The organism is Ectothiorhodospira marina (assembly GCF_900109495.1).
Taxonomy (GTDB): Bacteria; Pseudomonadota; Gammaproteobacteria; order Ectothiorhodospirales; family Ectothiorhodospiraceae; genus Ectothiorhodospira; species Ectothiorhodospira marina.
Genome location: NZ_FOAA01000012.1, coordinates 96,509 through 119,848, shown reverse-complemented (window position 1 = coordinate 119,848; position 23,340 = coordinate 96,509). Strand labels below are relative to the sequence as shown.

The 23,340-nt window shown below is 63.3% G+C and carries 24 protein-coding genes; 10 read left to right on the top strand and 14 right to left on the bottom strand.

Features of this window, described 5'->3' with window-relative positions; translation table 11 throughout:
• Positions 1-260: 260 nt before the first annotated feature.
• Positions 261-1,469 carry a tyrosine--tRNA ligase gene (tyrS, locus tag BMY52_RS11080; RefSeq protein WP_090254369.1) on the bottom strand — a complete coding sequence of 403 codons (1,209 nt, stop codon included), beginning with the start codon at positions 1,467-1,469 and terminating at the stop codon, positions 261-263.
• Between the two features lie 149 nt (positions 1,470-1,618).
• Here tyrS and BMY52_RS11075 point away from each other — a divergent pair, with 149 nt between their 5' ends.
• Positions 1,619-2,743: an anhydro-N-acetylmuramic acid kinase gene (locus BMY52_RS11075; protein ID WP_090254367.1), complete on the top strand. Its 1,125-nt coding sequence runs from the start codon at positions 1,619-1,621 to the stop codon at positions 2,741-2,743.
• On the opposite strand, the gene BMY52_RS11070 is transcribed toward BMY52_RS11075, so the two are convergent.
• From BMY52_RS11070 to argC, 5 genes are all read right to left on the bottom strand, one after another.
• The gene (locus BMY52_RS11070; protein WP_090254364.1) at positions 2,740-3,375 is read right to left on the bottom strand and encodes a tetratricopeptide repeat protein; all 636 of its coding nucleotides are present in this window, start codon (positions 3,373-3,375) and stop codon (positions 2,740-2,742) included. The two genes, BMY52_RS11075 and BMY52_RS11070, sit on opposite strands and share 4 nt — an antisense overlap.
• A 9-nt stretch (positions 3,376-3,384) precedes the next feature.
• Positions 3,385-3,747, bottom strand: a complete 363-nt coding sequence (gene erpA / locus BMY52_RS11065) for an iron-sulfur cluster insertion protein ErpA (RefSeq protein WP_063464732.1) — start codon at positions 3,745-3,747, stop codon at positions 3,385-3,387.
• Positions 3,748-3,827: 80 nt separating this feature from the next.
• Positions 3,828-4,316, bottom strand: coding sequence for a bactofilin family protein (locus BMY52_RS11060; protein ID WP_090254362.1), 489 nt, complete (start codon positions 4,314-4,316; stop codon positions 3,828-3,830).
• Positions 4,317-5,024 carry a DUF6776 family protein gene (locus BMY52_RS11055; RefSeq protein WP_143050470.1) on the bottom strand — a complete coding sequence of 236 codons (708 nt, stop codon included), beginning with the start codon at positions 5,022-5,024 and terminating at the stop codon, positions 4,317-4,319.
• A 51-nt stretch (positions 5,025-5,075) separates the two neighbouring features.
• Entirely contained in the window at positions 5,076-6,107 is a 1,032-nt protein-coding gene (argC, locus tag BMY52_RS11050; RefSeq protein ID WP_090254391.1) for an N-acetyl-gamma-glutamyl-phosphate reductase, read from the bottom strand.
• Between the two features lie 184 nt (positions 6,108-6,291).
• Between argC and BMY52_RS11045 the strand changes: the two genes are divergently transcribed.
• Positions 6,292-6,801, top strand: coding sequence for a peroxiredoxin family protein (locus BMY52_RS11045; protein WP_090254358.1), 510 nt, complete (start codon positions 6,292-6,294; stop codon positions 6,799-6,801).
• Between the two features lie 21 nt (positions 6,802-6,822).
• On the opposite strand, the gene ptsP is transcribed toward BMY52_RS11045, so the two are convergent.
• Positions 6,823-9,096 carry a phosphoenolpyruvate--protein phosphotransferase gene (ptsP, locus tag BMY52_RS11040; protein WP_090254356.1) on the bottom strand — a complete coding sequence of 758 codons (2,274 nt, stop codon included), beginning with the start codon at positions 9,094-9,096 and terminating at the stop codon, positions 6,823-6,825.
• 42 nt (positions 9,097-9,138) lie between these two features.
• Complete coding sequence (locus tag BMY52_RS11035; protein ID WP_090254354.1) at positions 9,139-9,663, bottom strand: RNA pyrophosphohydrolase; 525 nt, start codon at positions 9,661-9,663, stop codon at positions 9,139-9,141.
• 165 nt (positions 9,664-9,828) lie between these two features.
• On the opposite strand from BMY52_RS11035, the gene BMY52_RS11030 reads away from it, so the two are divergent.
• The gene (locus BMY52_RS11030; protein ID WP_090254351.1) at positions 9,829-10,494 is read left to right on the top strand and encodes a histidinol-phosphatase; all 666 of its coding nucleotides are present in this window, start codon (positions 9,829-9,831) and stop codon (positions 10,492-10,494) included.
• Positions 10,495-10,615: 121 nt separating this feature from the next.
• Here the strand turns inward: BMY52_RS11030 and rd are convergent, their stop codons facing one another.
• Complete coding sequence (gene rd, locus BMY52_RS11025; protein ID WP_090254348.1) at positions 10,616-10,780, bottom strand: rubredoxin; 165 nt, start codon at positions 10,778-10,780, stop codon at positions 10,616-10,618.
• Between the two features lie 89 nt (positions 10,781-10,869).
• On the opposite strand from rd, the gene thiD reads away from it, so the two are divergent.
• From thiD to BMY52_RS11005, 4 genes are all read left to right on the top strand, one after another.
• Positions 10,870-11,706 carry a bifunctional hydroxymethylpyrimidine kinase/phosphomethylpyrimidine kinase gene (gene thiD / locus BMY52_RS11020; protein WP_090254346.1) on the top strand — a complete coding sequence of 279 codons (837 nt, stop codon included), beginning with the start codon at positions 10,870-10,872 and terminating at the stop codon, positions 11,704-11,706.
• A complete protein-coding gene (thiE, locus tag BMY52_RS11015) occupies positions 11,696-12,349 on the top strand; it encodes a thiamine phosphate synthase (protein WP_245740802.1) in 654 nt (217 codons plus the stop codon). Before thiD ends, thiE begins: the two co-directional genes overlap by 11 nt.
• A 136-nt stretch (positions 12,350-12,485) precedes the next feature.
• On the top strand, positions 12,486-13,766 hold the full coding sequence (gene hemL, locus BMY52_RS11010) for a glutamate-1-semialdehyde 2,1-aminomutase (protein WP_090254342.1): 1,281 nt from the start codon (positions 12,486-12,488) through the stop codon (positions 13,764-13,766).
• A gap of 342 nt (positions 13,767-14,108) precedes the next feature.
• Complete coding sequence (locus BMY52_RS11005; RefSeq protein WP_090254341.1) at positions 14,109-14,903, top strand: sulfite exporter TauE/SafE family protein; 795 nt, start codon at positions 14,109-14,111, stop codon at positions 14,901-14,903.
• On the opposite strand, the gene BMY52_RS11000 is transcribed toward BMY52_RS11005, so the two are convergent.
• The 5 genes from BMY52_RS11000 to BMY52_RS10980 all read right to left on the bottom strand — a co-directional run bounded on the left by BMY52_RS11000 (position 14,904) and on the right by BMY52_RS10980 (position 21,422).
• A complete protein-coding gene (locus tag BMY52_RS11000; RefSeq protein WP_090254339.1) occupies positions 14,904-15,284 on the bottom strand; it encodes a thioredoxin family protein in 381 nt (126 codons plus the stop codon).
• Positions 15,285-15,372: 88 nt separating this feature from the next.
• The gene (locus BMY52_RS10995; protein WP_255705794.1) at positions 15,373-15,954 is read right to left on the bottom strand and encodes an LON peptidase substrate-binding domain-containing protein; all 582 of its coding nucleotides are present in this window, start codon (positions 15,952-15,954) and stop codon (positions 15,373-15,375) included.
• Positions 15,954-16,607: a flavin prenyltransferase UbiX gene (locus tag BMY52_RS10990; protein ID WP_090254335.1), complete on the bottom strand. Its 654-nt coding sequence runs from the start codon at positions 16,605-16,607 to the stop codon at positions 15,954-15,956. Before BMY52_RS10990 ends, BMY52_RS10995 begins: the two co-directional genes overlap by 1 nt.
• A 77-nt stretch (positions 16,608-16,684) precedes the next feature.
• Complete coding sequence (locus tag BMY52_RS10985; RefSeq protein WP_177169934.1) at positions 16,685-19,048, bottom strand: putative bifunctional diguanylate cyclase/phosphodiesterase; 2,364 nt, start codon at positions 19,046-19,048, stop codon at positions 16,685-16,687.
• Complete coding sequence (locus BMY52_RS10980) at positions 19,041-21,422, bottom strand: putative bifunctional diguanylate cyclase/phosphodiesterase (RefSeq protein WP_177169933.1); 2,382 nt, start codon at positions 21,420-21,422, stop codon at positions 19,041-19,043. Before BMY52_RS10980 ends, BMY52_RS10985 begins: the two co-directional genes overlap by 8 nt.
• Before the next feature lie 332 nt (positions 21,423-21,754).
• On the opposite strand from BMY52_RS10980, the gene pufA reads away from it, so the two are divergent.
• The 3 genes from pufA to hslO all read left to right on the top strand — a co-directional run bounded on the left by pufA (position 21,755) and on the right by hslO (position 23,300).
• Positions 21,755-21,958: a light-harvesting antenna LH1, alpha subunit gene (pufA, locus tag BMY52_RS10975; protein ID WP_090254328.1), complete on the top strand. Its 204-nt coding sequence runs from the start codon at positions 21,755-21,757 to the stop codon at positions 21,956-21,958.
• Between the two features lie 18 nt (positions 21,959-21,976).
• Positions 21,977-22,117: a light-harvesting antenna LH1, beta subunit gene (gene pufB, locus BMY52_RS10970; protein ID WP_063464715.1), complete on the top strand. Its 141-nt coding sequence runs from the start codon at positions 21,977-21,979 to the stop codon at positions 22,115-22,117.
• A 325-nt stretch (positions 22,118-22,442) separates the two neighbouring features.
• On the top strand, positions 22,443-23,300 hold the full coding sequence (gene hslO / locus BMY52_RS10965; protein WP_090254326.1) for an Hsp33 family molecular chaperone HslO: 858 nt from the start codon (positions 22,443-22,445) through the stop codon (positions 23,298-23,300).
• The last annotated feature ends 40 nt before the right edge of the window (positions 23,301-23,340 follow it).

The following is a 23,340-nucleotide window of genomic DNA, read 5'->3' as shown; positions in this document are numbered from 1 at the left end:
CCGTTGGAGAGCGCGCATTATAGGCCACTGAAAAATACCGTCAACACCCTGAATTCACTTTTTTGAAACTATTTTGAAATGCCTAAGAAAAACAACACATTAGAGAGAACAGATACCACCGGGCGCCCCTCCCCCCCTCATCCCCGGCCCTTCTCCCCCAAGGGGAGAAGGGAGAAAACCCATCCCACCGCAGGATAGATAGGCGCCTCGAGCCCCTCTCCCCTCGGGGGAGAGGGGTTGGGGTGAGGGGAAGGCTCACCTCAACTCTCAACCTTTAGGGTAACGCGGGCAAAGCGCCGCTTGCCCACCTGGAATATCGCTGCGCAGCCAGGCGGAAGACGCAGGGCCGTATCCTCCAGGCGTTCGCCGTCCATGCGCACGGCGCCTTGGCGGATCATGCGCAGGGCGTCTGAGGTGCTACCGACCAGACCGGCCTGCTTGAGCAGGTTGGCCACGGGAACCCCCTCGCTCGGGACCACCAGGGAAACCTCGGGGATGTCATCGGGCATGGCGCCCTTCTGGAAGCGCTGAATAAAGGCCTGCTTGGCCTGCTCGGCCGCAGCGCCCCCATGGAAGCGGGTCACCAGTTCCTCGCAAAGCAGGAACTTCACGTCCCGGGGATTGGTACCTGCCTCGATGTCACGACGGAAACCCTCCACCTCCGGCATCGGCCGGAAGGACAGCAACTCGAAATAGCGCCACATCAGATCATCGGAAATCGACATCAGCTTGCCGAACATCTCATTGGGGGGTTCCTGCACGCCCACATAGTTACCCAGAGACTTGGACATCTTCTGCACCCCATCCAGCCCCTCGAGGATCGGCATGGTCATGACCACCTGAGGGGGCTGGCCCATCTGTTTCTGCAATTCGCGGCCCACCAGCAGATTGAATTTCTGATCCGTACCGCCCAATTCCACATCGGCCTCCAGATGGACCGAGTCGTACCCCTGTACCAGGGGGTAGAGGAACTCATGAATCGCAATGGGCTGGCCACTGGTGTAGCGCTTGTGGAAATCATCCCGCTCCAGCATGCGGGCCACCGTATGCCGGGAAGCCAGCTGGATCATCTCGGCGGAGGTCATGCTTCCCATCCAGTGCGAGTTGAAAACGATGCGGGTCCGCGCCGGATCCAGCACCTTGAAGATCTGATCCTCATAGGTGCGGGCGTTGGCTGCCACCTCATCCGGGGTCAGGGGCGGGCGGGTGGTGTTCTTGCCGCTGGGATCACCGATCATGCCGGTGAAATCACCAATCAGGAACAGGGTCTCGTGCCCCAGGTCCTGAAACTGACGCAGTTTGTTCAGCAACACTGTATGACCCAGATGAAGATCGGGTGCCGTGGGATCGAAGCCGGCCTTGACCCGGAGGGGGCGACCGGCCTTCAATCGCTCGGTCAGTTCGCCCTCCAGAAGCAATTCATGGCACCCTCGCTTGAGAGTCTCGATCTGCTCATCAACCTGCGTCATGTCCTTCCTCGTCTTTTAGGTGATACGGCCCTATAAAGATGGAGGCGGCGAGCCTCGGGCCGAGGTCGCCGGCATGATAACCAATGCCGAGGATGAGCACACCTTGCCCGGATGCCGCCCCGAAACCACTCAAAACGGAGGGCCTTTACATGGCGGAATACTTCATCGGCCTGATCTCGGGCACCAGCATGGACGGCATCGATACCGCACTGGTGGCATTCGACGATACAGGCGCACATTGTGTGGCCACGCATGGGCACCCGATCCCGCCCATGCTCACCGGTGGCCTGCGTCACCTGGCTGACCCGGAACACACCGCTTCCGTGGATGAACTGGGATCACTGGATGTGGCCCTGGGGGAAGTCATGGCCGAGGCGGTACTCACCCTGCTGGAAGATCAGCACCTGGACCCCAGCCACATCGTTGCCCTGGGCAGCCATGGCCAGACGGTACGTCACCGCCCGGGGGCCGCGCCCCCCTTTTCCCTGCAGATCGGCTGCCCCCATCACCTGGCCGAATGCACGGGGCTCACCGTCGTGGCCGATTTCCGTCGGCGCGACATGGCAGCGGGAGGCGAAGGCGCTCCACTCGTGCCAGGGTTTCATCGCGCCATGTTGCACTCAGATGCAGAGGATCGCGTGATCCTCAATCTGGGAGGCATTGCCAATATCACGGTCTTGCCCGCAGACAAGGGAACCCCGCTGCAGGGCTTCGATACCGGCCCGGCCAATGCCTTGATGGATGCCTGGATACGACACGAGAAGGGGCACCCCTGGGATTCAGAGGGCGCCTGGGCGGCCAGTGGGGAGCTGGATAACAGCCTGCTGGCATCCATGCTGGAGGATCCGTATTTCATTCAGCCCCCGCCGAAGAGCACCGGCACGGAATACTTCAATCTTCAATGGATTGAAAGGCAATTGCAGATGGCCAACCGACACATCCCGGCGCGGAACACGCAGCGCACCCTGGCAGAACTGACCGTGGCAAGCGCGAGTGATGCCATTCTGAAACACGCTCCCACCACCCAACGGGTGCTGGTCTGCGGCGGAGGCGCTCACAACCGGGCGGTGATGGCGGGCCTGGGCCATCGGCTGGTGAATGCGACCGTAGAATCCACCGAGGCGGTCGGGCTTTCGCCTGACTGGATCGAGGCCATGGCCTTCGCCTGGCTGGCGCGGGAAACCCTGGCCGGGCGCCCGGGCAATGTGCCCTCAGTCACTGGCGCCCGCAAGGCAGTCGTGCTGGGAAGCATTCACCCGGGCGGAGTGGGTTAAGGAGTCACTGGGGCAGGCTGGGCGTCGGCATCCACCCCCGGCGTCCATTCACGGGCCAGACGCCGCCCCTCTTCGATCTGCGCCGCCGTCATGCCCTTGGCGAACCGGTCGCGGTTTTCCCGGGCCAGCTCGTAACCCTGAGCCGCCGCCAATTCCGACCACATGTAGGCCAGCACCACATCCTGCGGTACCCCATTGCCATTGGCATGCAGAACACCCAGATTGCACTGGGCGGAGGGGTTTTCCAGGTCGGCTGCCAGGCGATACCAATGGGCCGCCTGGGCAGGGTCCTCGTCCACACCACGGCCATGGAGATACATGAAGGCCAGATTGCACTGGGCATTGGTGCTGCCCTGATCCGCTGCCAGGCGGTACCAACGCACCGCCTGGGCGTCATCCTGCTCAACCCCCTGCCCCTTCACATACATCAGGGCCAGGTTGCTCTGAGCATGGACATCCCCCTGCTCAGCCGCCTTGAGATACCACGTCACCGCCTTGTCAACATCCTGGGGCACGCCGTACCCCTTGGCATACATGTAACCGATGTTGAACTGCCCCGTGCAATGACCGAAAACCGCCATGAGGCGATACCAGCCAAAACGCACCAGGGCCATCAGGCGACTCGGATCCATGCATTCACCTCAAACAGAGAAGGAGGAACCACACCCGCAGGTGGTGGTGGCGTTGGGATTGCGAATGACGAACTGAGCCCCTTCCAGGCTCTCGGTATAGTCAATCTCGGCACCCACCAGATACTGATAGCTCATGGGATCGATCAGCAGGGTGACACCGCCCTTCTCAACGGAGGTATCACCATCGTTGACGTCCTCATCAAAGGTGAAGCCATACTGAAAGCCGGAGCAGCCACCGCCACTGACAAAGACACGCAACTTCAGGGAGGGGTTGTTTTCCTCGTCAATCAGAGCCTTCACCTTGGCGGCGGCAGAATCAGTGAAATTCAGCGGGCTGGGCATGGTGTCGTTGGTGGTTTCGGTTGCAGTCATGAATCTGCCTCTTTGGTCATCGCGGTTGATGTGCCCACTACGGGCCTTTGTCCTACGCTAGCATTCGCCCAGCGAAACGGTCAAGAATGGGTATTCCCGGAAGATGCCTCCGACGCGGGTTTCTCTGCCTCACCTGCCCGGGGTGTCTGCTGGGCGCCCTGGGACTGCCCGGGCACCTTCAAGTGCTCCAATCTCAGGGCCTCCTTGCTCTGGTGCAGCAGGCTGCCATTCACCTCGGCCCCCATGGCCATCTCAATGAGCGTGTAATACACGTTACCCGTAACCCGGGCACCGGAGGAGAGTTCCACGCGCGCACTGGCGTGCACATCCCCCTCCACCGAGCCACTGATGACCACCCGGGGCACCTTGACGTCACCCTTGATGACCGCACCCTGATTGATCACCAGCAGCGCCTCCTCATCCTGATCGTCGGCACTGATATTGCCGTGGATGGTCCCCTCCAGATGCATGCCACCGGAAAAGCAAAGATCACCCTCGATGACACTATTGCGGCCCAGAATGGTGTCCACCCGGGCCACCTTCATCTTCTTCTTGCGTCGAGACAGCATTCAAGAGTCTCCTTCGTTGAGCAGCGATGACCAGGCCTCGCGCTGTTGCACCCACTGGGACTGTGCGCCCTCCGGTTCGGCGCTGACCACCAAGGCTTCGGGGATGACGTCGCCGGGTAGCTGCAGGCGACCACGAATCACCTGAAAATACCGGAACGAAAACGATTGGCCATCCTCCTCGCCGGGAACCAGGTCACCATGTTCCAGTTGCACCGACTCACCGTCTCGACGCCCCTCCAGCCAGAGGGTCACCCGGCCCTCAATGGATTGATTGCCCTGGACCTGCGTCAGGACCAACTGGTAACGGTACACACCCGGCACATCCGCCGGGGTCAACCGCACCTTCTGAATGTGCAGGCCACGATCAAGATTGTCAGGAGAAACGATATTGCGGTAGAAATCCAGCTCTTCCGTCAACTCATGAATGTGCTGCTCCAGCCCCTGGATGTCCAACCGCACACGATTGGCCACCTCCCGCTCTACAGTCAATTCGCGCCGCAGCAGGGTATTGTCCTGGCGCAGTTGGCGATTCTCGCGGTCCAGCGTAGGCACCCGTTCACGCAGATCACGTAGCTCTCTCATGGCGCTGCCGTAATCGTCACCCCCACGGATGTAGCCCAGATGGTACAACTGCCATCCCGCACCCAGCACCAGCAACACCAACAACAATCTGACCACCGCGCGCAGCCAGGGATTGCGATATTCCACGTGATATCCCGTGGAAAGATCCGGCAATCCCCTTCGCCAGCGCGCCATGAATCAGGGCAATACCGCGATGGCCTCGAGCCCGCGGGTCTCGGGGAGGCCAAACATCAGATTCATGTTCTGGATGGCCTGCCCTGAAGCCCCCTTCACGAGATTGTCGATCGCCGAAATGACCACGGCGGTGTCCGCATCGCCGGGTCGGTGCACTGCCAATCGACAAAAATTGGTGCCGCGCACGCTGCGCGTCTCCGGCAAGCCCCCGGCGGGCAGCACGTCCACACAGGGTTCATCCCGGTAACGCTGCTCATAGATCGCTTGCAGGTCCACCTCGGTGTGGGCCAGCGGCGCATAGAGGGTGGCCAGGATGCCGCGGATCATGGGCACCAGATGGGGCACGAAGGTGAGTTGAGGCACGCCGCGCGCGGCCAGGCTCAAGGTTTGCAGGATCTCGGGGAGGTGGCGATGCCCCCCCACCGCGTAGGCCTTGAAGTTCTCCGAGGCCTCGCACAGTAACGAACCCACCTGGGCCTTGCGACCGGCGCCGCTGACACCGGACTTGGCATCGGCCACCAGACGCAGCGGATCCACCAGTTGCTGCTCCAGCAGCGGCAGGAAACCCAGGGTGACGGCCGTGGGATAACAACCCGGCACTGCCACCAGGCGCGCCTCGGGGATATGAGCCCGGTTCAACTCCGGCAGACCGTAAACCGCCTCCCCCAGGAGTTCGGGGGCCCCATGGGGCTGGTTGTACCAATGCGCCCAGACCTCGGCATCCTTCAGGCGAAAGTCAGCGGAAAGATCAATGACCCGCGTACCCCGCTCAAGCAACTCCGCCGCCATGGCGTGTGCCACACCGTGGGGGGTGGCGAAAAACACCGCGTCGCACTCGGCCAGGGCGGAGGGATCAGGCTCCTGGAAGACCAGGTCGCACTGGCCGCGCAGATTGGGGAACAGGGCATCGAGTCGCTCGCCGGCATTGCCCCGGGAGGTCACCACCGCCGGTTCCGCGTCGGGGTGCGCCAGCAGCAAACGCAAAAGCTCCACCCCGGTATAGCCGGTCGCACCGACAATGCCCACCCTGACCACCATTTCGCCTCCACTCACCAACAATTCATCAGACAGCGGATCCTGGCGATCCACTCACGGTCCAACATCATAACAAAACCGGCAAGCCGCACGGGGTGGCGAGCCGAACAACATGGCGAAACGCCGGCCACGCCGCTTATCATGTCGGGCCGTGTCATTCATCTCCCAGAGGAACCGCAACACCGTGAAGAAAAGAGACCTGCTGATCGGCAGCTTCGTCCTGGCCCTGGCCGGGGGACTGGTGGCCCTGTGGCTAGCCCCCGAGGGGGGGCGCGCCGCGCCGCAGGTGGAGATGGAAACCCTGGACGGTTCCACCCTGCACCTGGCGGATCTCACCGGGCAGCCGGTGCTGCTCACCTTCTGGGCCACCACCTGTCCAGCTTGTGTTCAGGAGATTCCGCACCTCAATCAACTCAAGGCAGAGTATGGGGAACGCGGTCTGGAAATCATCGGCGTGGCCATGCACTACGACCCACCGGAACAGGTGGCGGAGATGGTGCGCCGGCGGGACGTGGGCTACACCATCGCCCTGGATCGCGATGCCCAGGTGGCCTCGGCGTTTGGCAATGTGGAACTCACACCCACCACCTTCCTGATCTCTCCCCGGGGCCGAATCACCTATCAGAAAATGGGCGATCTGGACTGGGAACGGGTGGAAGGCCAGCTGGATGCCTGGCTGCCGGCCCAGGGATGACCCGGCGCCCGCAGGCCGTGCTCAGGCCTTGCCAGCCCGCACCAGCCCCCCCAACCCGGCCTGCACCAAAGCATTGTCCAGCAACGCCCGGATGGCCGCCGGCTCCTCCATCTTGATGCACTGCCGCAGCAATTCCCGGGAACGCTCCCGGGAAAAGCTGCGGATCACCCATTTAACCCGCGCCAGGGCCGCCACATTGACGCTCAGGGCGTCGATCTCCATCCCCAGCAACAGGATCACCGAGGCCGGATCCGCCGCCATCTCTCCACAGACACTGATGGTCTTGCCCGCCCGATGCGCGCCCTGAGCCGCCTGATCCAGGGCATGGAGCACCGCCGGGTGCAGGCCGTTGTACAGATCTGCCACGCGGGGGTTATTGCGATCCACTGCCAGCAGATACTGCACCAGATCATTGGTACCCACGGAAAGGAAATCCACCCGCCGCGCCAGGGCCTCGGAGAGGTAGACGGCCGACGGCACCTCCACCATCACTCCCACCTTGGGCACAGGGATCACGTAATGCTCGTCCAGCAATTCGTCCCGGGCGCGTTGCAGCAACTGCATGGCCCCCTTGAGTTCGCCCAGGGAACTGATCATGGGAAACAGGATGTGGAGGTTAGTCAGGCCCTGGCTGGCACGCAACATGGCGCGCAACTGGGTCAGGAAGATTTCCGGATGATCCAGGGTGATGCGGATTCCACGCCAGCCCAGGAAGGGGTTGTCCTCCGTCACTGGAAAGTAGGGCAAGGCCTTGTCGCCGCCCACGTCCAGCGTGCGCAGGGTCACAGGGCGGGGGTTGAATGACTTGAGAATCTCCCGGTAGATCTGGGTCTGCTCGTCCTCACCGGGAAACCGCTCGCGGATCATGAAGGGCACTTCCGTGCGGTACAGACCAATCCCGTCCGCCCCGGACTGAATGGAGGGCGCGATGTCCGCCAACAGACCACTGTTGGCATACACCGGCACCTCCACACCATCCTGGGTGATGGCCGGCTCCTGGGCCAGATCCCGCAGGCCCTCGGCCAGCTCCTTTTCCTCGTCCTGAAGGTGCTTGAATTCCTCCAGCAGCTCGGCCGTGGGTTGAATATAGAGGTTGCCCCGGTAACCATCCACGACGATCTGCCGGCCTTCCAGACGCCCCACGGGCAGGTCCGACACACCCATCACGGCCGGGATGCCCATGGCGCGGGCCAGGATGGCCACGTGGGAGGAACCCGTGCCCCGCGACGACACCACCGCCGCCAGTCGATCCGGGGGGACTTCCGCCAACTGGGTGGCGGTCACGTCCTCGCCGAGCAGGATGGTATGTTCCGGGAACTCTTCGGGCTCACGCACATGGGATTGCAGACGCATGAGGATGCGCCGCCCGATATCACGTACATCCGAGGCTCGCTCGCGCAGGTAGGGGTCGTCCATATCCTCAAAGTTGCGCGTGCTCTCGCGCACCGTATCCCGCAGGGCAGCCGGGGCCCAACTGCCGCCACGGATACGGTCCACCGTGCCATTCACCAGACTGTCGCTACCCAGCATCATCACGTAGGCATCGAACAGCAGGCGCTCCTCCATGGGCAGCACGTCCTCCATGCGGTCCTTGATCTCGATGAGCTCATCCTGAACCTCCTTGACCGCCTGACGGAACGCTGCTTCCTCGTGCTCGATGGAATCCGCATCCCGATCGGGCACGGACTCCAGATCCGCCAGGGCATAGGCCACCACCCCCTGCCCCACCGCCACGCCCGCGGCTCCGGGGATACCGGCGATCTGCAGGTTATCCTGCTGGATTTCCTCGCGGCGCTTGCCCACCTCACCAATCAGTTCCGCATGACTGATGGCGCCGGCCAGTTGAGCGGCCAGGGTGATGAGGAAGGCCACGTGCTCGTCGTCGAATCGACGCCGCTCCCGCTGCTGCGCCACCAGCACTCCCAACAGGCGCCGGTTGTGAATGATGGGCACCCCCAGGAAGGCGTGATAACGCTCCTCGCCGGTTTCGGGAAAGTATTTGAAGCGCGGATGATCCGGGGCATTTTCCAGATTGACCGGTTCGGCCCGTTCGGCCACCAGCCCCACCAGACCCTCGCCGGAGTTCATCACCACCGTACCCACGGAGTCAGGATTCAAGCCCTCCGAGGCCATCAGCAACAGGCGCTGACCATCGGCCTCCGGCGCGCGCAGGTAAACGGAACAGACATCGATGGTCAGTTCCTGCTTGACCCGGCGAACGATGATCTCCAGCGCTTCAGCCAGGTTACTGGCGGCGCCGACCTCCAGGACGATCCGTCTGAGTACATGCAGCATGCGCGGGGCCAGGGGTGATGAGCCGCTCGTGCGGCCTGTGGATCAAAGCCGGCGGGGACGATAATGCCGCTCGGCGGGACAGGAGGGGACATCCTCCTGGAACAGTAATGGCGCCAGCTCCTTGAGCGCCCGACGATAGACATGGCGCTTGAAGAACACCACCTCGCGCATGGGATACCAATAATCCACCCAGCGCCAGGAGTCGAACTCCGGCTGAGGGGCCGCATCCAGGCGCACGCAACTGTCTTCCCCCACCAGCCGGAGCAGGAACCATACCTGCTTCTGGCCAATGCACACCGGGTTGGAACGACGCCGGATCAAGTGCTTGGGCAACCGATAACGCAGCCAGTGACGGGTGCAACCGACAAGCTCCACATGACAGGCTTCCAGCCCTGTCTCCTCGGTCAGCTCACGGTACATGGCCTCGGTGGGCGTCTCATCCCGGCGAATCCCCCCTTGCGGAAACTGCCAGGACTGCTGGCCGATGCGCTTGGCCCAGAACAGGCGCCCATCCCGATTGCACAGGATGATGCCCACGTTCGGCCTATAGCCATCACAATCAATCACTTACGCAGCCACCTGAAAGCCGTTCGTTGCCCTGCATTTTTCCATAAGCGGGACGGATCGGCAAATGACATACCACTCCGGCGGATAAACCGCGGCGCGTGGCCGTCGGGCACCCGGATCAGTTACCATCATGCACCCTATCCCCATCATCTCAAGGAGCCCCCTGTGAGCCTTGCCCTGTTCGACCTGGACAACACCCTGCTGGCAGGAGACAGCGACCACGAATGGGGACAGTTCCTGGTGGATCTGGGCATCGTGGACAGGAGCGAATACGAGGCCCTCAATCATCGGTTCTACGAGCAATACAAGGCCGGCACACTGGATATCCGGGAATTCTGTCGTTTTTCCTTCGCCCCCCTGGCGGCCCACCCACTGGATCAGCTGCACGGGTGGCGTGAGCAATTCATGCGCGAGCGCATCGAGCCCATGATTGCCCCGGGTGCCCGACGTCTGCTGATGCAACACCGGGAGGCCGGCGATGCCCTGGTGATCATCACCGCCACCAACCGGTTTGTCACCGAACCCATCGCCCACCTACTGGGCGTGGAGCACCTGCTGGCGACCGAGCCCCAATTCGAGGCTGGCCGCTACACCGGCGAACTGCAGGGCGTGCCCTGTTTCCAGGGGGGCAAGGTCACCCGACTGGAACACTGGCTGGACACCCAACCCGACCTGGCAATGGATGGCAGCTGGTTCTACAGCGACTCCCACAACGACCTGCCGTTGCTGGAACGAGTGGAATACCCGGTGGCCGTGGACCCCGACGAGACCCTGGCGGAAACCGCCCGGGACCGGGGCTGGAAACAGATCTCACTGCGCGAAACTGCCTGACTCACCTCACACCTGCCCCCCCGGTACCCCGTGGGAACGGCCCTCGGCCGCGAAGGCTTTTTCAAACTGTGGCCACTCAAGCATACGAATCTCGGTGGGGCCCGCTCCCACCCTCACCGCATCAGGCGGCCATCTCCTCGAAGTCGGACTTGGCAGCACCGCATTCCGGGCAAACCCAGTCTTCGGGCAGATCCGCCCAGGCGGTACCGGGCGGGATACCATCATCCGGCAGGCCCTCGGCCTCGTCGTAGATGAACCCACAGATCACGCATTGATATTTTTTCATCGCTGACACTCCTCCGATGACGGCCAACCTGCACTGAGGTGACATGGCCAGATGGTACACTGTGATCAAATCAAGTTGGGGAGCTTAGCATGATCGATCAGCCATCGGTTCCCGTCGTCATGACACTGGCGGGCAACGATCCCACCGGCGGCGCAGGCATCCAGGCGGACATCGAATCCATCATCAGCATGGGCTGTCACCCTGCGCCCGTGATCACTGCCATCACGGTGCAGGACACCACCGACGTGATGGGTTTCGCCCCCCTGGATCCGGAGCTCATCATCCAGCAGGCGCGGGCCGTGCTGGAGGACATGCCGGTGGCCGCCATCAAGGTCGGCCTGCTGGGCTCCATCGAGGCCGTGCAGGCAGTGCATACCCTGCTGGGTGATTATCCAGACCTCCCAGTGGTGCTGGACCCGGTGCTGGCCTCCGGCAGCGGCACCGCGTTGGCCGACGAAGAGATTCTCGACGGCATACTGACCCTGCTGGCCCCGTTCACCACCCTCATGACACCCAACAGCCTCGAGGCCCGCGCACTGACTGTAGGCTCCGACACCCTGGACGCCTGCGCCATGTCGCTGCTGGACCAGGGCACGGAATACGTTCTCATCACTGGCACGCACGAGAAGACCGGCAAGGTGCACAACACCCTGTATGGCAATCACCGCCGCCTGGATACCTTCACCGTGGATCGACTGGAGGGCGATTTCCATGGCTCGGGCTGCACCCTGTCCTCGGCCATTGCCGCCCTACTGGCCCAAGGGACGGTTCCCAGTGCGGCGGTGCATGAGGGCTTGAACTACACCTGGAACACCCTGCGCCACGCCCATCGCCTGGGCATGGGGCAGAAGATCCCCAATCGACTGTTCTGGGCTGGAGAGAGCGTCGAAGGCCACAGTGGCGACGAAACCCACCATGCCGACTGACGCCAACATGCCCCACCCAGGCCTCACGGGCCTGTACGTCATCACTCCCGACAACCTGGGGGCACAACTTGAACCCAAGGTGGATCAGGCGCTGGCCGGTGGCGCCCGTTTGGTCCAATACCGGGACAAGACCACGGATCACCCGCGCCGCCTGGCGGAAGCCCGGGCACTGATGGCACTGTGCCAGAAGCACGGCGCACTGCTCATCATCAACGACGATGTGGAGCTGGCCCGGGCCTGCGGCGCCCATGGCGTTCACGTGGGCATGGAGGACAGTCCCCTGCAACAGGCCCGAGAGCGCCTGGGAGCCCATGCCATCATCGGCGTCTCCTGCTATAACCGGCTGAACCTGGCCCGGGAGGCTCAGGCACAAGGCGCTGACTACGTGGCCTTCGGCTCGGTGTTCCCCTCCTCCACCAAGCCCCGGGCCGTCCACGCGCCGCTGTCGCTGCTCACCCGGGCCCGATCCGAACTGGCTCTCCCTTTAGCGGCCATCGGTGGCATCACCGCCGGGAATGCCGGCCAGGTCTTCCAGGCCGGGGCCCACATGGCGGCGGTGATCCAGGGGGTGTGGGAGGCCCCCGACGTGCGGGCCCGCGCGGCGCAGATCGCCGCCACGGCGGGAACGGCAGGTTGCACCTGATCCGACCATCGAACCCGACGCCGGGGGCAGAAGGCTTGACCCCGGTTTTGCAGGGGCATCCATATCGAGTATCTTGTCCCCCCTCAAGGTTTTGCCCAGTCACTTTCACGAAGCCCAACAAGCGAAAGATCACCCCATGACAAAATCCCACGATCTCTTCCAGGCAGCCCAACAGCACATTCCCGGTGGCGTCAACTCGCCGGTCCGCGCCTTCAAGGGCGTTGGCGGTGACCCCGTCTTCTTCGAGCGTGCCCAGGGCGCGTACATGTATGACGCCGATGGCAATCGCTACATTGACTACGTCGGTTCCTGGGGGCCGATGATCGTCGGCCACGCCCATCCGGAAGTGATCGCCGCCGTACGCGAAGCAGCCCTCAACGGACTGTCCTTCGGTGCCCCCACCGCTATCGAGACGGAAATGGCCGACCGGGTCTGCGAACTGGTGCCCTCCATGGACATGGTGCGCATGACCAGCTCGGGTTCCGAAGCCACCATGAGCGCCATCCGTCTGGCGCGCGGCTTCACGGGGCGCGACAAGATCCTCAAGTTCGAGGGCTGCTATCACGGTCACGGCGACTCACTTCTGGTGAAGGCCGGCTCCGGAGCCCTCACCCTGGGCGTGCCCAACTCCCCCGGCGTGCCCGCCTCCCTGGCGGAACACACCCTCACGGTGAGCTTCAACGACATCGAGCAGGTGCGGGAGATCTTCTCCCAGTACGGCAACGAGATCGCCTGCATCATCGTGGAACCAGTGGCCGGCAACATGAACTGCGTGCCGCCGGCCCCCGGCTTCCTGGAAGGCCTGCGCAGCGTCTGTGACGACCACGGCGCCCTGCTGATCTTCGACGAAGTGATGACCGGCTTCCGTGTGGCCCTGGGCTGCGCCCAGGCCCTTTACAACGTCAAGCCGGACCTGACCACCCTGGGCAAGGTCATCGGTGGCGGCATGCCAGTGGGTGCCATTGGCGGTCGTCGGCAGGTGATGGAGTTCATGTCGCCGCTGGGCCCCGTGTATCAGGCGGGCACGCTCTCCGGCAATCCCATCGCCATGACAGCCGGTCTGAAGACCCTGGAGATCCTCTCCACCCCGGGCTTCCACGACGACCTGAGCGCCAAGACCGAAACCCTGGTCAACGGCATCTTGGGCGAGGCGAAGAAGGCCGGCATCCCCATGACCGCCAACCGTGTGGGCGGCATGTTCGGCCTGTTCTTCACCGATCAGCCCCAGGTGGCCAACTTCGAGCAGGTGGGCCGCTGCGATACCGAACGCTTCGGCAAGTTCTTCCATGCCATGCTGGACAAGGGCGTCTACCTGGCCCCCTCCGCCTTCGAGGCCGGCTTCCTCTCCGCGGCCCACAGTGCCGAAGACCTGGAAGAAACCATCCGCAAAGCCGGCGAGGTCCTGCGGAGCCTCTAAGTCCGGGCTGATCACCGCCCCCAGAGGTGTTACCCATTAGCATCGGGACGCCTCTGGGGGATGCAACCCCTGAGGGAGCAGCAGCCCCCTGTGGGAGCGGCCCTTGGCCGCGAATGGCTGGCTCGGCATCTGCCCCCTTCGTTCAGGTATCGGGGTGGGCCTTGCCGGGATGGCACTGGGGCTTCGGGATGTCATTCGCGGCCAAAGGCCGCTCCCACAGGGTAGCCATGGGGGCGGGGTGTGGAGGTGCCGGTCCGGACAGGGGCATTCGCGGCCAAGGGCCGCTCCCACGGTCGGGCTGCAGTGTGGTCCTGACCTTCATTCGGTCGAGAGTTTCATGATATGTGGGATCTTTTCGCCTACCTGGCGCTGGGCGCCTTCACCGGCGTGGTGGCCGGCCTGCTGGGGGTGGGCGGTGGCCTGATCATCGTGCCCGTGCTGGTATGGCTGTTCACGCGGCAACAGGTGGATCACGGCATCATCACCCACCTGGCCATCGGCACCTCCCTGGCCACCATCATCCCCACCGCCATCGCTTCCACCCTGGCGCATCACCGCCATGGCGCCGTGCAATGGCAGGTGATCCGGCAAATGGCACCCGGCGTGATGCTGGGCGCCCTGGTCGGGGCCACCCTGGCAGAACTCATGAGTGCTGGCTTGCTGCGTCAGGTCTTCGGGGTGTTCGAGATCCTGATGGGACTCTATCTGCTCATGAGCCTGCCACCAAGACCGGGCCGCCAGTTGCCCGGGCCCTCGATCCTCAGCATCGGCGGCGGGATGATCGGTGGCATCTCGGCCCTATTGGGTATTGGCGGCGGCACCCTCATGGTGCCCTTCATGGTGTGGTTCAACATGCACCTGCGGCAGGCCATCGCCACCGCGGCGGCCACCGGTCTGCCCATCGCCCTGGCTGGCACCGCCGGCTTCATGATCCACGGCTGGGATCACGCTGCCCTGCCCGCTCTCAGCAGTGGTTACGTGCACTGGCCGGCCTTTGCCGGCATCGCCGTGGCGGCCTTCTTTACCGCCCGCATCGGCGCCTGGCTCACCCACCACCTACCGGTGAAACTCGTGCGGCGGGTGTTCGCCCTGTTGCTGATAGGGCTCGGCGTGAGGATGATCTGGGCCGGGGGCTGATCAGCCCTGCCCTTCACCCGGCGCCGGTCCGGTCTCCAGCTTGCTGCGCACCTCGTCCATGTCCAGCGCGGCCACCTTCTCCAATACCTCATTGAGCTGACTGGCCGAGAGCATGCCCGGCTGGTTGAAGACGATGATCTGTTCGCGAAATATCATCAGGGTGGGAATGGAACGGATCTGGAACAGGGCTGCCAGCTGCTGCTCCTCTTCGGTGTTCACCTTGCCGAACACCACATCGGGGAACTGCTCGGAGGCCTCCTCGAAGATGGGGGCAAAGGCCCGGCATGGGGCACACCAGGGGGCCCAGAAATCCAGGATCAGCGTGCCGCTGTCACGGATCGCAGCCTCCAGGCGGTCCTGGGTAATATCAATGACGGCCATGTTCAGGCCTCCTGAGTCGGTATCGAGCCGGGCACGATGCAGGCCCTGAGGCCCGTTGTCAACGTAAAGCCCGTACCGGCCCGAAGGCTCAAGGCTGCAGTTGCACCCCCATCATGGCATCACGCAGACGGAACAGGCGGGCCAGGTGATCATCCATCTCCAGCATGGCCTGCTTTTCCTTCAGATCCAGAGGCATCAACTCCGCCAGACGGGCGCCCACCCAGCCGGCTTGATCATAATGGCCATGCAGCAACCCATAAGGCGGCGGCAACTGTTCCACCAGGCGCTGGAGCAGGCTCGACAGGGGCAGGAATTCCTCCGGCAACCCGACTTCGGGTGGCCACTCCACGGCTTCCACCTCCCCCATGAGCAGGCGGTCCTTGCGGGCCCAGGTGGTCTCCACCCGGAAGCGGGTTTCCCCCATGACCGTGATCCCCAGCAAGCCATCGGCGCGACGGTCCCAGTCAACAATACGCCCCCAGGTCCCCATTGCATGTACCTGAGCCGTATCGACCACCTCCGGCCCTTCTCGAATCAGGCAGATACCGAAGGGGCTCTCGGTACGCATGCAGTGGCGCACCATGTCGATGTACCGAGTCTCGAAGATCCGCAGCGGTAACACCCCACCCGGGAAGAGCACCGTATTGAGCGGAAACAACGGTAATTCCATCACGCCATCCCCTCGGCCTCGCGGCCCGTATCATGGTCGGGATCCTGCCCCCAGCGGCGGATCAGCGCATTGGGCACCCCCAGATGGTCCAGCACCCGGGAAACAACGAAATCCACCAGGTCATCCACACTCTGAGGCCGATGGTAAAAGGCAGGATTGGCCGGCAGGATCACAGCCCCCATGCGACTCAGACGCAACATGTGTTCCAGGTGGATCTCGGAGAAAGGGGTCTCACGCACGACCAGCACCAGACGGCGACGCTCCTTCAGGGCCACGTCCGCGGCACGTTCGATCAGGGAGCGACTGGCGCCTCCTGACACCGCCGCCAGGGTGGCGGTGGTGCAGGGGCAGACCACCATGGCATCGGGCGGAGAGGAGCCACTGGCCACCGGCGCGGTCCACTGTTCCCGCTCAAAGACCTGCAACTGCCCCGAAGCGGCCCCGAAACGTTCAGACAGGAAGCGCTCCATGTCCCGGGGCCTGCCGGGCACTGACAGATCCGTTTCCATGCTCAGCACCACCTGAGCAGGCCGGGATACCATCAGGTAGACCCGCACACCTGCCTCCAGCAGACACTGCAACAGACGCAGCCCATATTGAGCACCGGATGCGCCGGTCATGGCCAGGGCCACGGTCCGGGGAGTATCAGCCACAAAGGACTCCTTCACAGACGAGAGAATGTCGGACACCCACGAGGGCGGTGGGCTCTACCGGGCATCATACTCAGTCTTCAGGAACGGGTCACATACTCATGGGCCAGCAGAGACTCACACTGGTCCGCTGGCATGGGGCGGGCGAAGAGATACCCCTGGGCCTGGCCACACCCCCGCGCCCTGAGCCAGTCCGCCTGAGCCTCGGTTTCCACGCCCTCGGCCACACAGTCCAGGGAGAGGCTTTCAGCCAGGGCCAACACTGCGTTGGCGATCATTTCAGCCTCGTCACTGGATTCCAGGTCCTTCACGAACCGGGCATCCAGCTTCAGGGCATGCACGGGGAAACGCCGCAGGTAGGCCAGGGAGGAGTAGCCCGTACCGAAATCGTCCACCGACAGGCGCACGCCCAATGCCCGCAGGTGTTCGAGGATGTCGGCAGCGGCATCCATGTCCTCCATCAGTCCGGTCTCGGTGAGTTCCAGCTCCAGGGCCTCAGCCGGCAACCCGGCCTCGCTCAAGGCCCACTGCACCCGGGCCATCAGGTCGGCCTGATACAACTGCACGGTGGACAGATTCACTGCCACGGTCAGATCCGGCCAGCCGGCATCCCGCCATCGCCGGGCCTGGCGGCAGGCCTCGCGCAGCACCAGGTCGCCGATGGCAATGATGCTGCCACTGGCTTCGGCTCGCGGTATGAACTGCCCGGGTGGCACCCAGCCCCGACTGGGATGCTGCCAGCGCAGCAAGGCCTCGAAACTGACGATACGACCGGACTCCAGCGCCACCTTGGGCTGATAGTGCAGCTCGAACTGCCCCTGTACCAGGGCCTGATCCAGATCCTGATCCAGTTCCACCGCCTCGGTATGACGTGCCAGCAACCCGGGCTCGAACAGGCACATGCGCTGACCCAGGGTGGCCTTGGCATGCGCCACCGCAAACCCTGCATGGGCCAGTAGCTGCGAGGCATGATCCGGATAGGCAGGACAGGAAACAACACCCAGATGGGCAGCCACCTCAATGCGACGCTCACCCACCTGAAAAGGCTCATCCAGGGTGGAGAGCAGGTCACACCCAAACCCCTTGATATCCGACAGACGGGAATCCTTGAATACCACCAGGGCGAACTGGTCACCGTAAACCCGCGCTGTGAGGACCTCCGGCCCGGCCAACTCGGAAAGACGCTGCGCAACCCGTTTGAGCACATGGTCCGCCACCGCATCGCCCCAGATGCGATTCAGTTCGGCAAAGCCAGCCAGGTCCATCAAATAGAGACAAAGTGGCAACTGATGGGCACGGGCCTTTGCCAATCGCGCCTCCAGTTGCTCATGGAAGTGGGCGCGGTTGGGCAGGCCCGTCAAGGGATCATGGCGTGCCATATAGGCAGTTTGCTCCATGGCCTCCTGATGCTGACGATAGCGTTGCACCAGATCCCTGGCCACCAACAGGGACAGACCGATGGTCACCGCCATGAGCAGCAAGGTGAGGAATGTCCACAGGGCGAGCCGCTGGCGGCTCTCTTCCCTGGCCATCCGGGCGGTCTCCATGATCTGCTCCGACAGGCGTAGCTCCATATCCCGAAGGGCATCCACGCGGGCGCTGGTGATGCGGAACCATTCCACGGCATCAAGGTGTTGAGGCCGACTCGCGGCGCCGTGGTTGATGATGGCAGCACGCGCTTCCATCAGGGCCCGGTGATCCGCCCGGGATTCCAGTTCCAGCAGGGTGTTGCCATATTCCACCGGCGCCAGGGTCAGAAAGTGGCTGCGCTGCTGATCCTGAATGGCCAGATTGCTCGAATAGCGGTAGAAGACATTGCGATCATGCCGGGCCGAATCAAGCCAGGCACTGCCCAGGGCCCGCTCCAGGCCGGCGTGCTCCTTGAGCAGAAGCAAGGGGCGATAGGCATGAATCAACCGGGGCATCTCCGCTGGGCTCTGCCGCTGAGGCACGTGGGAGGCGACCAGGATCAGGTGCCGAATCACGTTGCTGTAGGGTGGCAGAACCTGCAGGGGCTCCAGACGATGACCATCCACCCGTCGACGATGGGTCTCCAATGCATCCAGTTCGTGGCCGAGAGTCCGCGCCAGGTCCGCGATGGGGCTCGACCCGGTCGGGTCCACCCGGCTCATCTGTTCGCGAAAGCGCTCCATGGCCTGGTCGGTTTCGCTCCGGGCGGTCTGGAGGAGGGTCAGAAATCTGTCATCAAAACCGCTGAGATAGCCGGCAGAGCTGCCACGCTCTGCCTGCAGGGCATGGATCAGCACCTTCGCTTCCCGCGCCAGCGAGGCTGTGGCCAGGGAGTGCTCCATGTGCCTGGCTTCATCCTGCCGCCCCCCCAGGGCCAACACAGCCATCAAGAGGAATGCAACGACGGGAATCGCAATGGCCAGGCTGATACGTGGCCCCAGCCCCTCCCCATATCCTCCGGCCTGATCAGACACCGCCACCCCCTTGCCCTGCCCGCCGGGACACTCCCTGTTCCAGCCAGAGGACAAACGCATCCGGAGGCATGGCGGGGGCGTACAGGTACCCCTGGCCCAGTTGGCAACCACGCGTCCTCAGCCAGACGGCCTGGGCTTCGGTTTCCACGCCCTCTGCCACGGAGCGCAAGGACAGACTCCTGGCCAGTCTCAGCACCGCCGTGGCAATCATGCGTGCCTCGTCACTGGATTCCAGGTCGCTGACAAAACGCTTGTCCAGCTTCAATCCCTGCAGGGGGAAGCGACGCAGATAGGCCAACGACGAATAGCCGGTACCAAAGTCATCCACGGAGAGGCTGATGCCCAGGCCCCTCAGACGCTGCAACACCTCGGTGGCGGCGTCCATGTCTTCCATCAGGCCCGTCTCGGTCAATTCCAGCTCCAGGGCTTCGGGAGGCAGGCCCGACTCGGCCAGGATCTGGCGTACCCGTTCCACGATATCGGCCTGATAGAGTTGCAAGGTGGCCAGATTGACACCCACGGTCAGGTCCGGGGCAAGGCTCTGACGCCATGTCTGGGCCTGCTGACAGGCCTCCCGCAGGACATAATCACCGATCTCGATGATGGTGCCGTTGGCCTCGGCCCGGGGGATGAACTCATCCGGTGGCACCATGCCACGCTGAGGATGATCCCAGCGCAACAGGGCCTCCAGGCTGACGACGCGACCCGTTTCCAGATCGAGTTTAGGCTGGTAGTGCACCTGAAACTCATGCTGCTCCAGGGCCTTTTCCAGGTCTCGATCCATCTCCACCAGGGCCGCGTGCTGCTCCAGCATCTTCGATTCGAAGCGGCGGTACCGCCGGCGCGGGCTGGACTTGGCATATTCCACCGCAAAGCCGGCATTGGACAACAGTTCCGAGGCATGCCGTGGAAAGGGCGGGCAGGTCACCCATCCGATGTTGCCCCGCAGCTCGATCCGTCGCCTTCCAACCTGAAAGGGTTCATCAAGGCAAGCCAGCAGGCGCGGCAACCATGCCTCCCCGTCCCCATCGAGGGGCACCTTCGTTCCGGACCCCGCGGGACCGATCACCACACTGAATTGGTCGCCGTAGATGCGCGCCAGCAGGGCATCAGGATGCAGTACTTCGCGCATGCGTTCGGTGACCTGCACCAGCACCTGGTCCGCCACGGACTCACCCCAGATGCGGTTGATCTCCGAAAACCCTTCCAGATCCATCAGATAAAGGGCCAAAGAGTGCCCCCCAGGGCGTGCGGTCTCCAGCCACGCCTCCAGCAACTCGTTGAAATAACTTCGGTTGGGCAACCCGGTGAGGGTATCGTGACGCGCCAGATAGGCCATTCGCTCCAGGGCTTGAAGCCGCTCCCGGTGGCGTTTGATCAGGCCCCGGGCTATCGTCACCGAGAGCACCACGGTGAGCAGCAGCAGGACCAGGGCGATCCCCAGCAGGAACATGAACTCCCGATGGACCTCCTGCTCCGCCCGTTCGGCAGCAACGCCAACCTCAGCGGCCAGATCCCGTTCCATCTGCCGCAGTTGGTCGACACGCTCTCGGGTGATCGCATACCAGCGCATCATGTTCAGGTGTTCCGGCGTCCCGGCCGATCCGTGGTTGATGATGGCCGCGCGGGCGGCCAGCAACTCCTGATGGGCCGGCTGTGACTCCAGCGCCAACAGGGCATCCCGATGGTCCGGCGGCGCCAGCGACATGAACTGCTGACGCTGTAGCTCCTGAATGGCCACACTACTCAGGAACCCATGGAACACGCGCCGATCGGGAGGGGATGCCCCCAGCCAGGCATTCCCCAGGGCACGCTCGCGAGCCGCATGCTCCTTGAGCAGCAACAAGGGTCGATAGGCGCTGAACAGTGCCGATAAACGCGCATCGGCAGGCGTCTGAGGGGTGTGCGAGACCATCAGGATGAGCCGTTGAATCAGACGGTCATAGTCCGGCAGCACCTCCAGAGGGTGCAATGCCTGTCGATTGACCAATTCGCGGACATGCATCAAGCCGCGCAAATCCTCGTCCAGCCGATCCAGCAGGGCATGCGGCGGAAGGCCTTCGTCGGCCCCAGCCAGTTCCTGCCATCGTTCCCGGAAGGGCTGGATCAATTCATCGGTGGCATCGCGGGCCTCCTCCAGGATGTACCAGAACTCATTATCCAGGCCACTGAGATAACCCACCGAACCGGCCCGTTCATCCTGCAGGGCATGTACCAGGGCCTTGCCCTCGGTGGCCAGCGCGGCCATCTCTCCGGTCGCAGCCATTTCACGGCCCAGACGCTCGCGTTCCCCCAGGGCGATACCCGCCATGATGAGAAAGGCCACGACCGGAATGGCGATGGCCAAGGTGATGCGAAGCCCCAGCCTGTCCATAAGCCCTCCTCTTTCAAGATCCCGGAGCATGTCACCCCATGTCGGGTTTGGGCGTCAGCCATGGAGCTTACACCAGATAAGCCGCCGAAAACTCCCCCGACATCGGCGCCACGTCTGGCCATGGCAGCCACCCATCCCGGCGCTGGGACATGAGGGGATATCCGGGCCCTGCCCACTGTTCATGACCTGGCTCAACACTTTTGACGGTTCCCACGACTCACCGAGGCAACGGGCGTCCAGCCGCCTTGACATCCCATCGTGTCAACGTAGACTCACACCCGGACTACACGCAGGGTTTTAGCCCTGCCTTCAACCTGAAGAGGATGATATCCATGAGCGAATACAGACCGAGCAAGCCCAGCAACCCCCGCGACGACTGGAAGCTGTGGCTGGTGGTCAACCCCGGCACCTGGCTGATGCCCATCCTGATGGCTGTTCTGGTGGTGGCCCTGGCCGTTCACGCCTTTGTGTATGCCAACGACGACTACAACCCGCTGCGCGGCGAAGTTGTTGAAGCCACCGAAGACAACGCCTGAGCAACGAGGACTTAGACCATGAATGAAAACAGCATCTCCGGCCTGAGCGAAGAGCAAGCCAAGGAATTCCACGAGCAGTTCAAGACCACCTTCACCGTGTTCATGGTGCTGGCTGCTGCTGCCCACTTCCTGGTGTTCCTGTGGAGACCCTTCTACTGAGGTCTTCGCAGCATCGGAAGTCGCGGTGCGGGTAGAGGCCGCGCTGACAAACCCCTCACACGCCGGATAGTGACTTTGCAGAGGCCTATCCGACGCGGTTTGTCAGCCGCCTCTACCGTTCTGGAAATCCTTCCCTCCTGATATTTTTTGATTAACGCACCGACACCCGCTTCATGATGGCGGCCAGGTCGTTATAATCCTGGGCTGACACAGACCAAGCCCACGCCTTCATGTCCTACCTCAATCCCGCCCCCACCAGCCGCCTCCGCGGCATCGGAACACGTGAGATCCTGAAACACCCCCATGGGTATCGGGCGGTATCGGCATGAGCCTGGATCAACTACAGCGCTTCCTGCTGGACGAACTGGACATCCGTGGCGCCGTGGTACACCTGGGTCCGGTGTGGCAACAGGTCATCGCCGGACGGGATTATCCCTTCCCGGCCACCGAACTGCTGGGCGAGATGTGTGCCACCGCTCTGCTGATCTCCGAGTCACTCAAGCAACCCGGACGAATCACCTTCCAGCTCAAGGGCAACGGTCCCATCTCACTGCTGGTGGTCGACTGCGATGAGCGGTTGAATCTGCGGGCCATGGCCCAGACCGCACCCAGCATGGAGCCGGCACCCGCCCCGCAATTGCTGGGTGACGGCCAACTGATTCTCTCCCTGGACATGCCCACCATGCGTCAGCCCTGGCAGAGCGTGGTGCCCCTGCAAGGCGAACGCATCGCCACCATGTTCGAGCACTACCTGGGCCTGTCGGACCAACTCCCCTCCCGGCTCTTCCTGGCCGCCACCCCAACGGGGATCGCCGGCCTGCTGCTGCAAAAACTGCCCGAGGCCGATGCCCGGGACCCGGACGGCTGGAACCGCGTGGAGCAATTGGCCTCCACCATCACCCCGAGGGAATTGATCGAGGTCCCGGCGCAAGCATTGCTCACCCGCCTCTTCCCCGAGGAGACGGTCCGTGTGTTCGAGCCCCGCCGGGTGATCCACGATACGCCGGAAGACTGGACCAAGGTGCGCAATATGCTCCGCTCCCTGGGCCGTGAAGAGGTGGAGTCGGTATTGAGTGAACAGGGCGAAGTGGTCATCCGCGACGACCTGGCCAACCGGGAATATCGCCTGGACGCCGCCGCCGTCGCGGCCCTTTTCGATGAATCGCCGCCGACCCTGCATTAGTTTGCCCCCCGCCCCATCCCGGCCGCCGATGACACCCCGC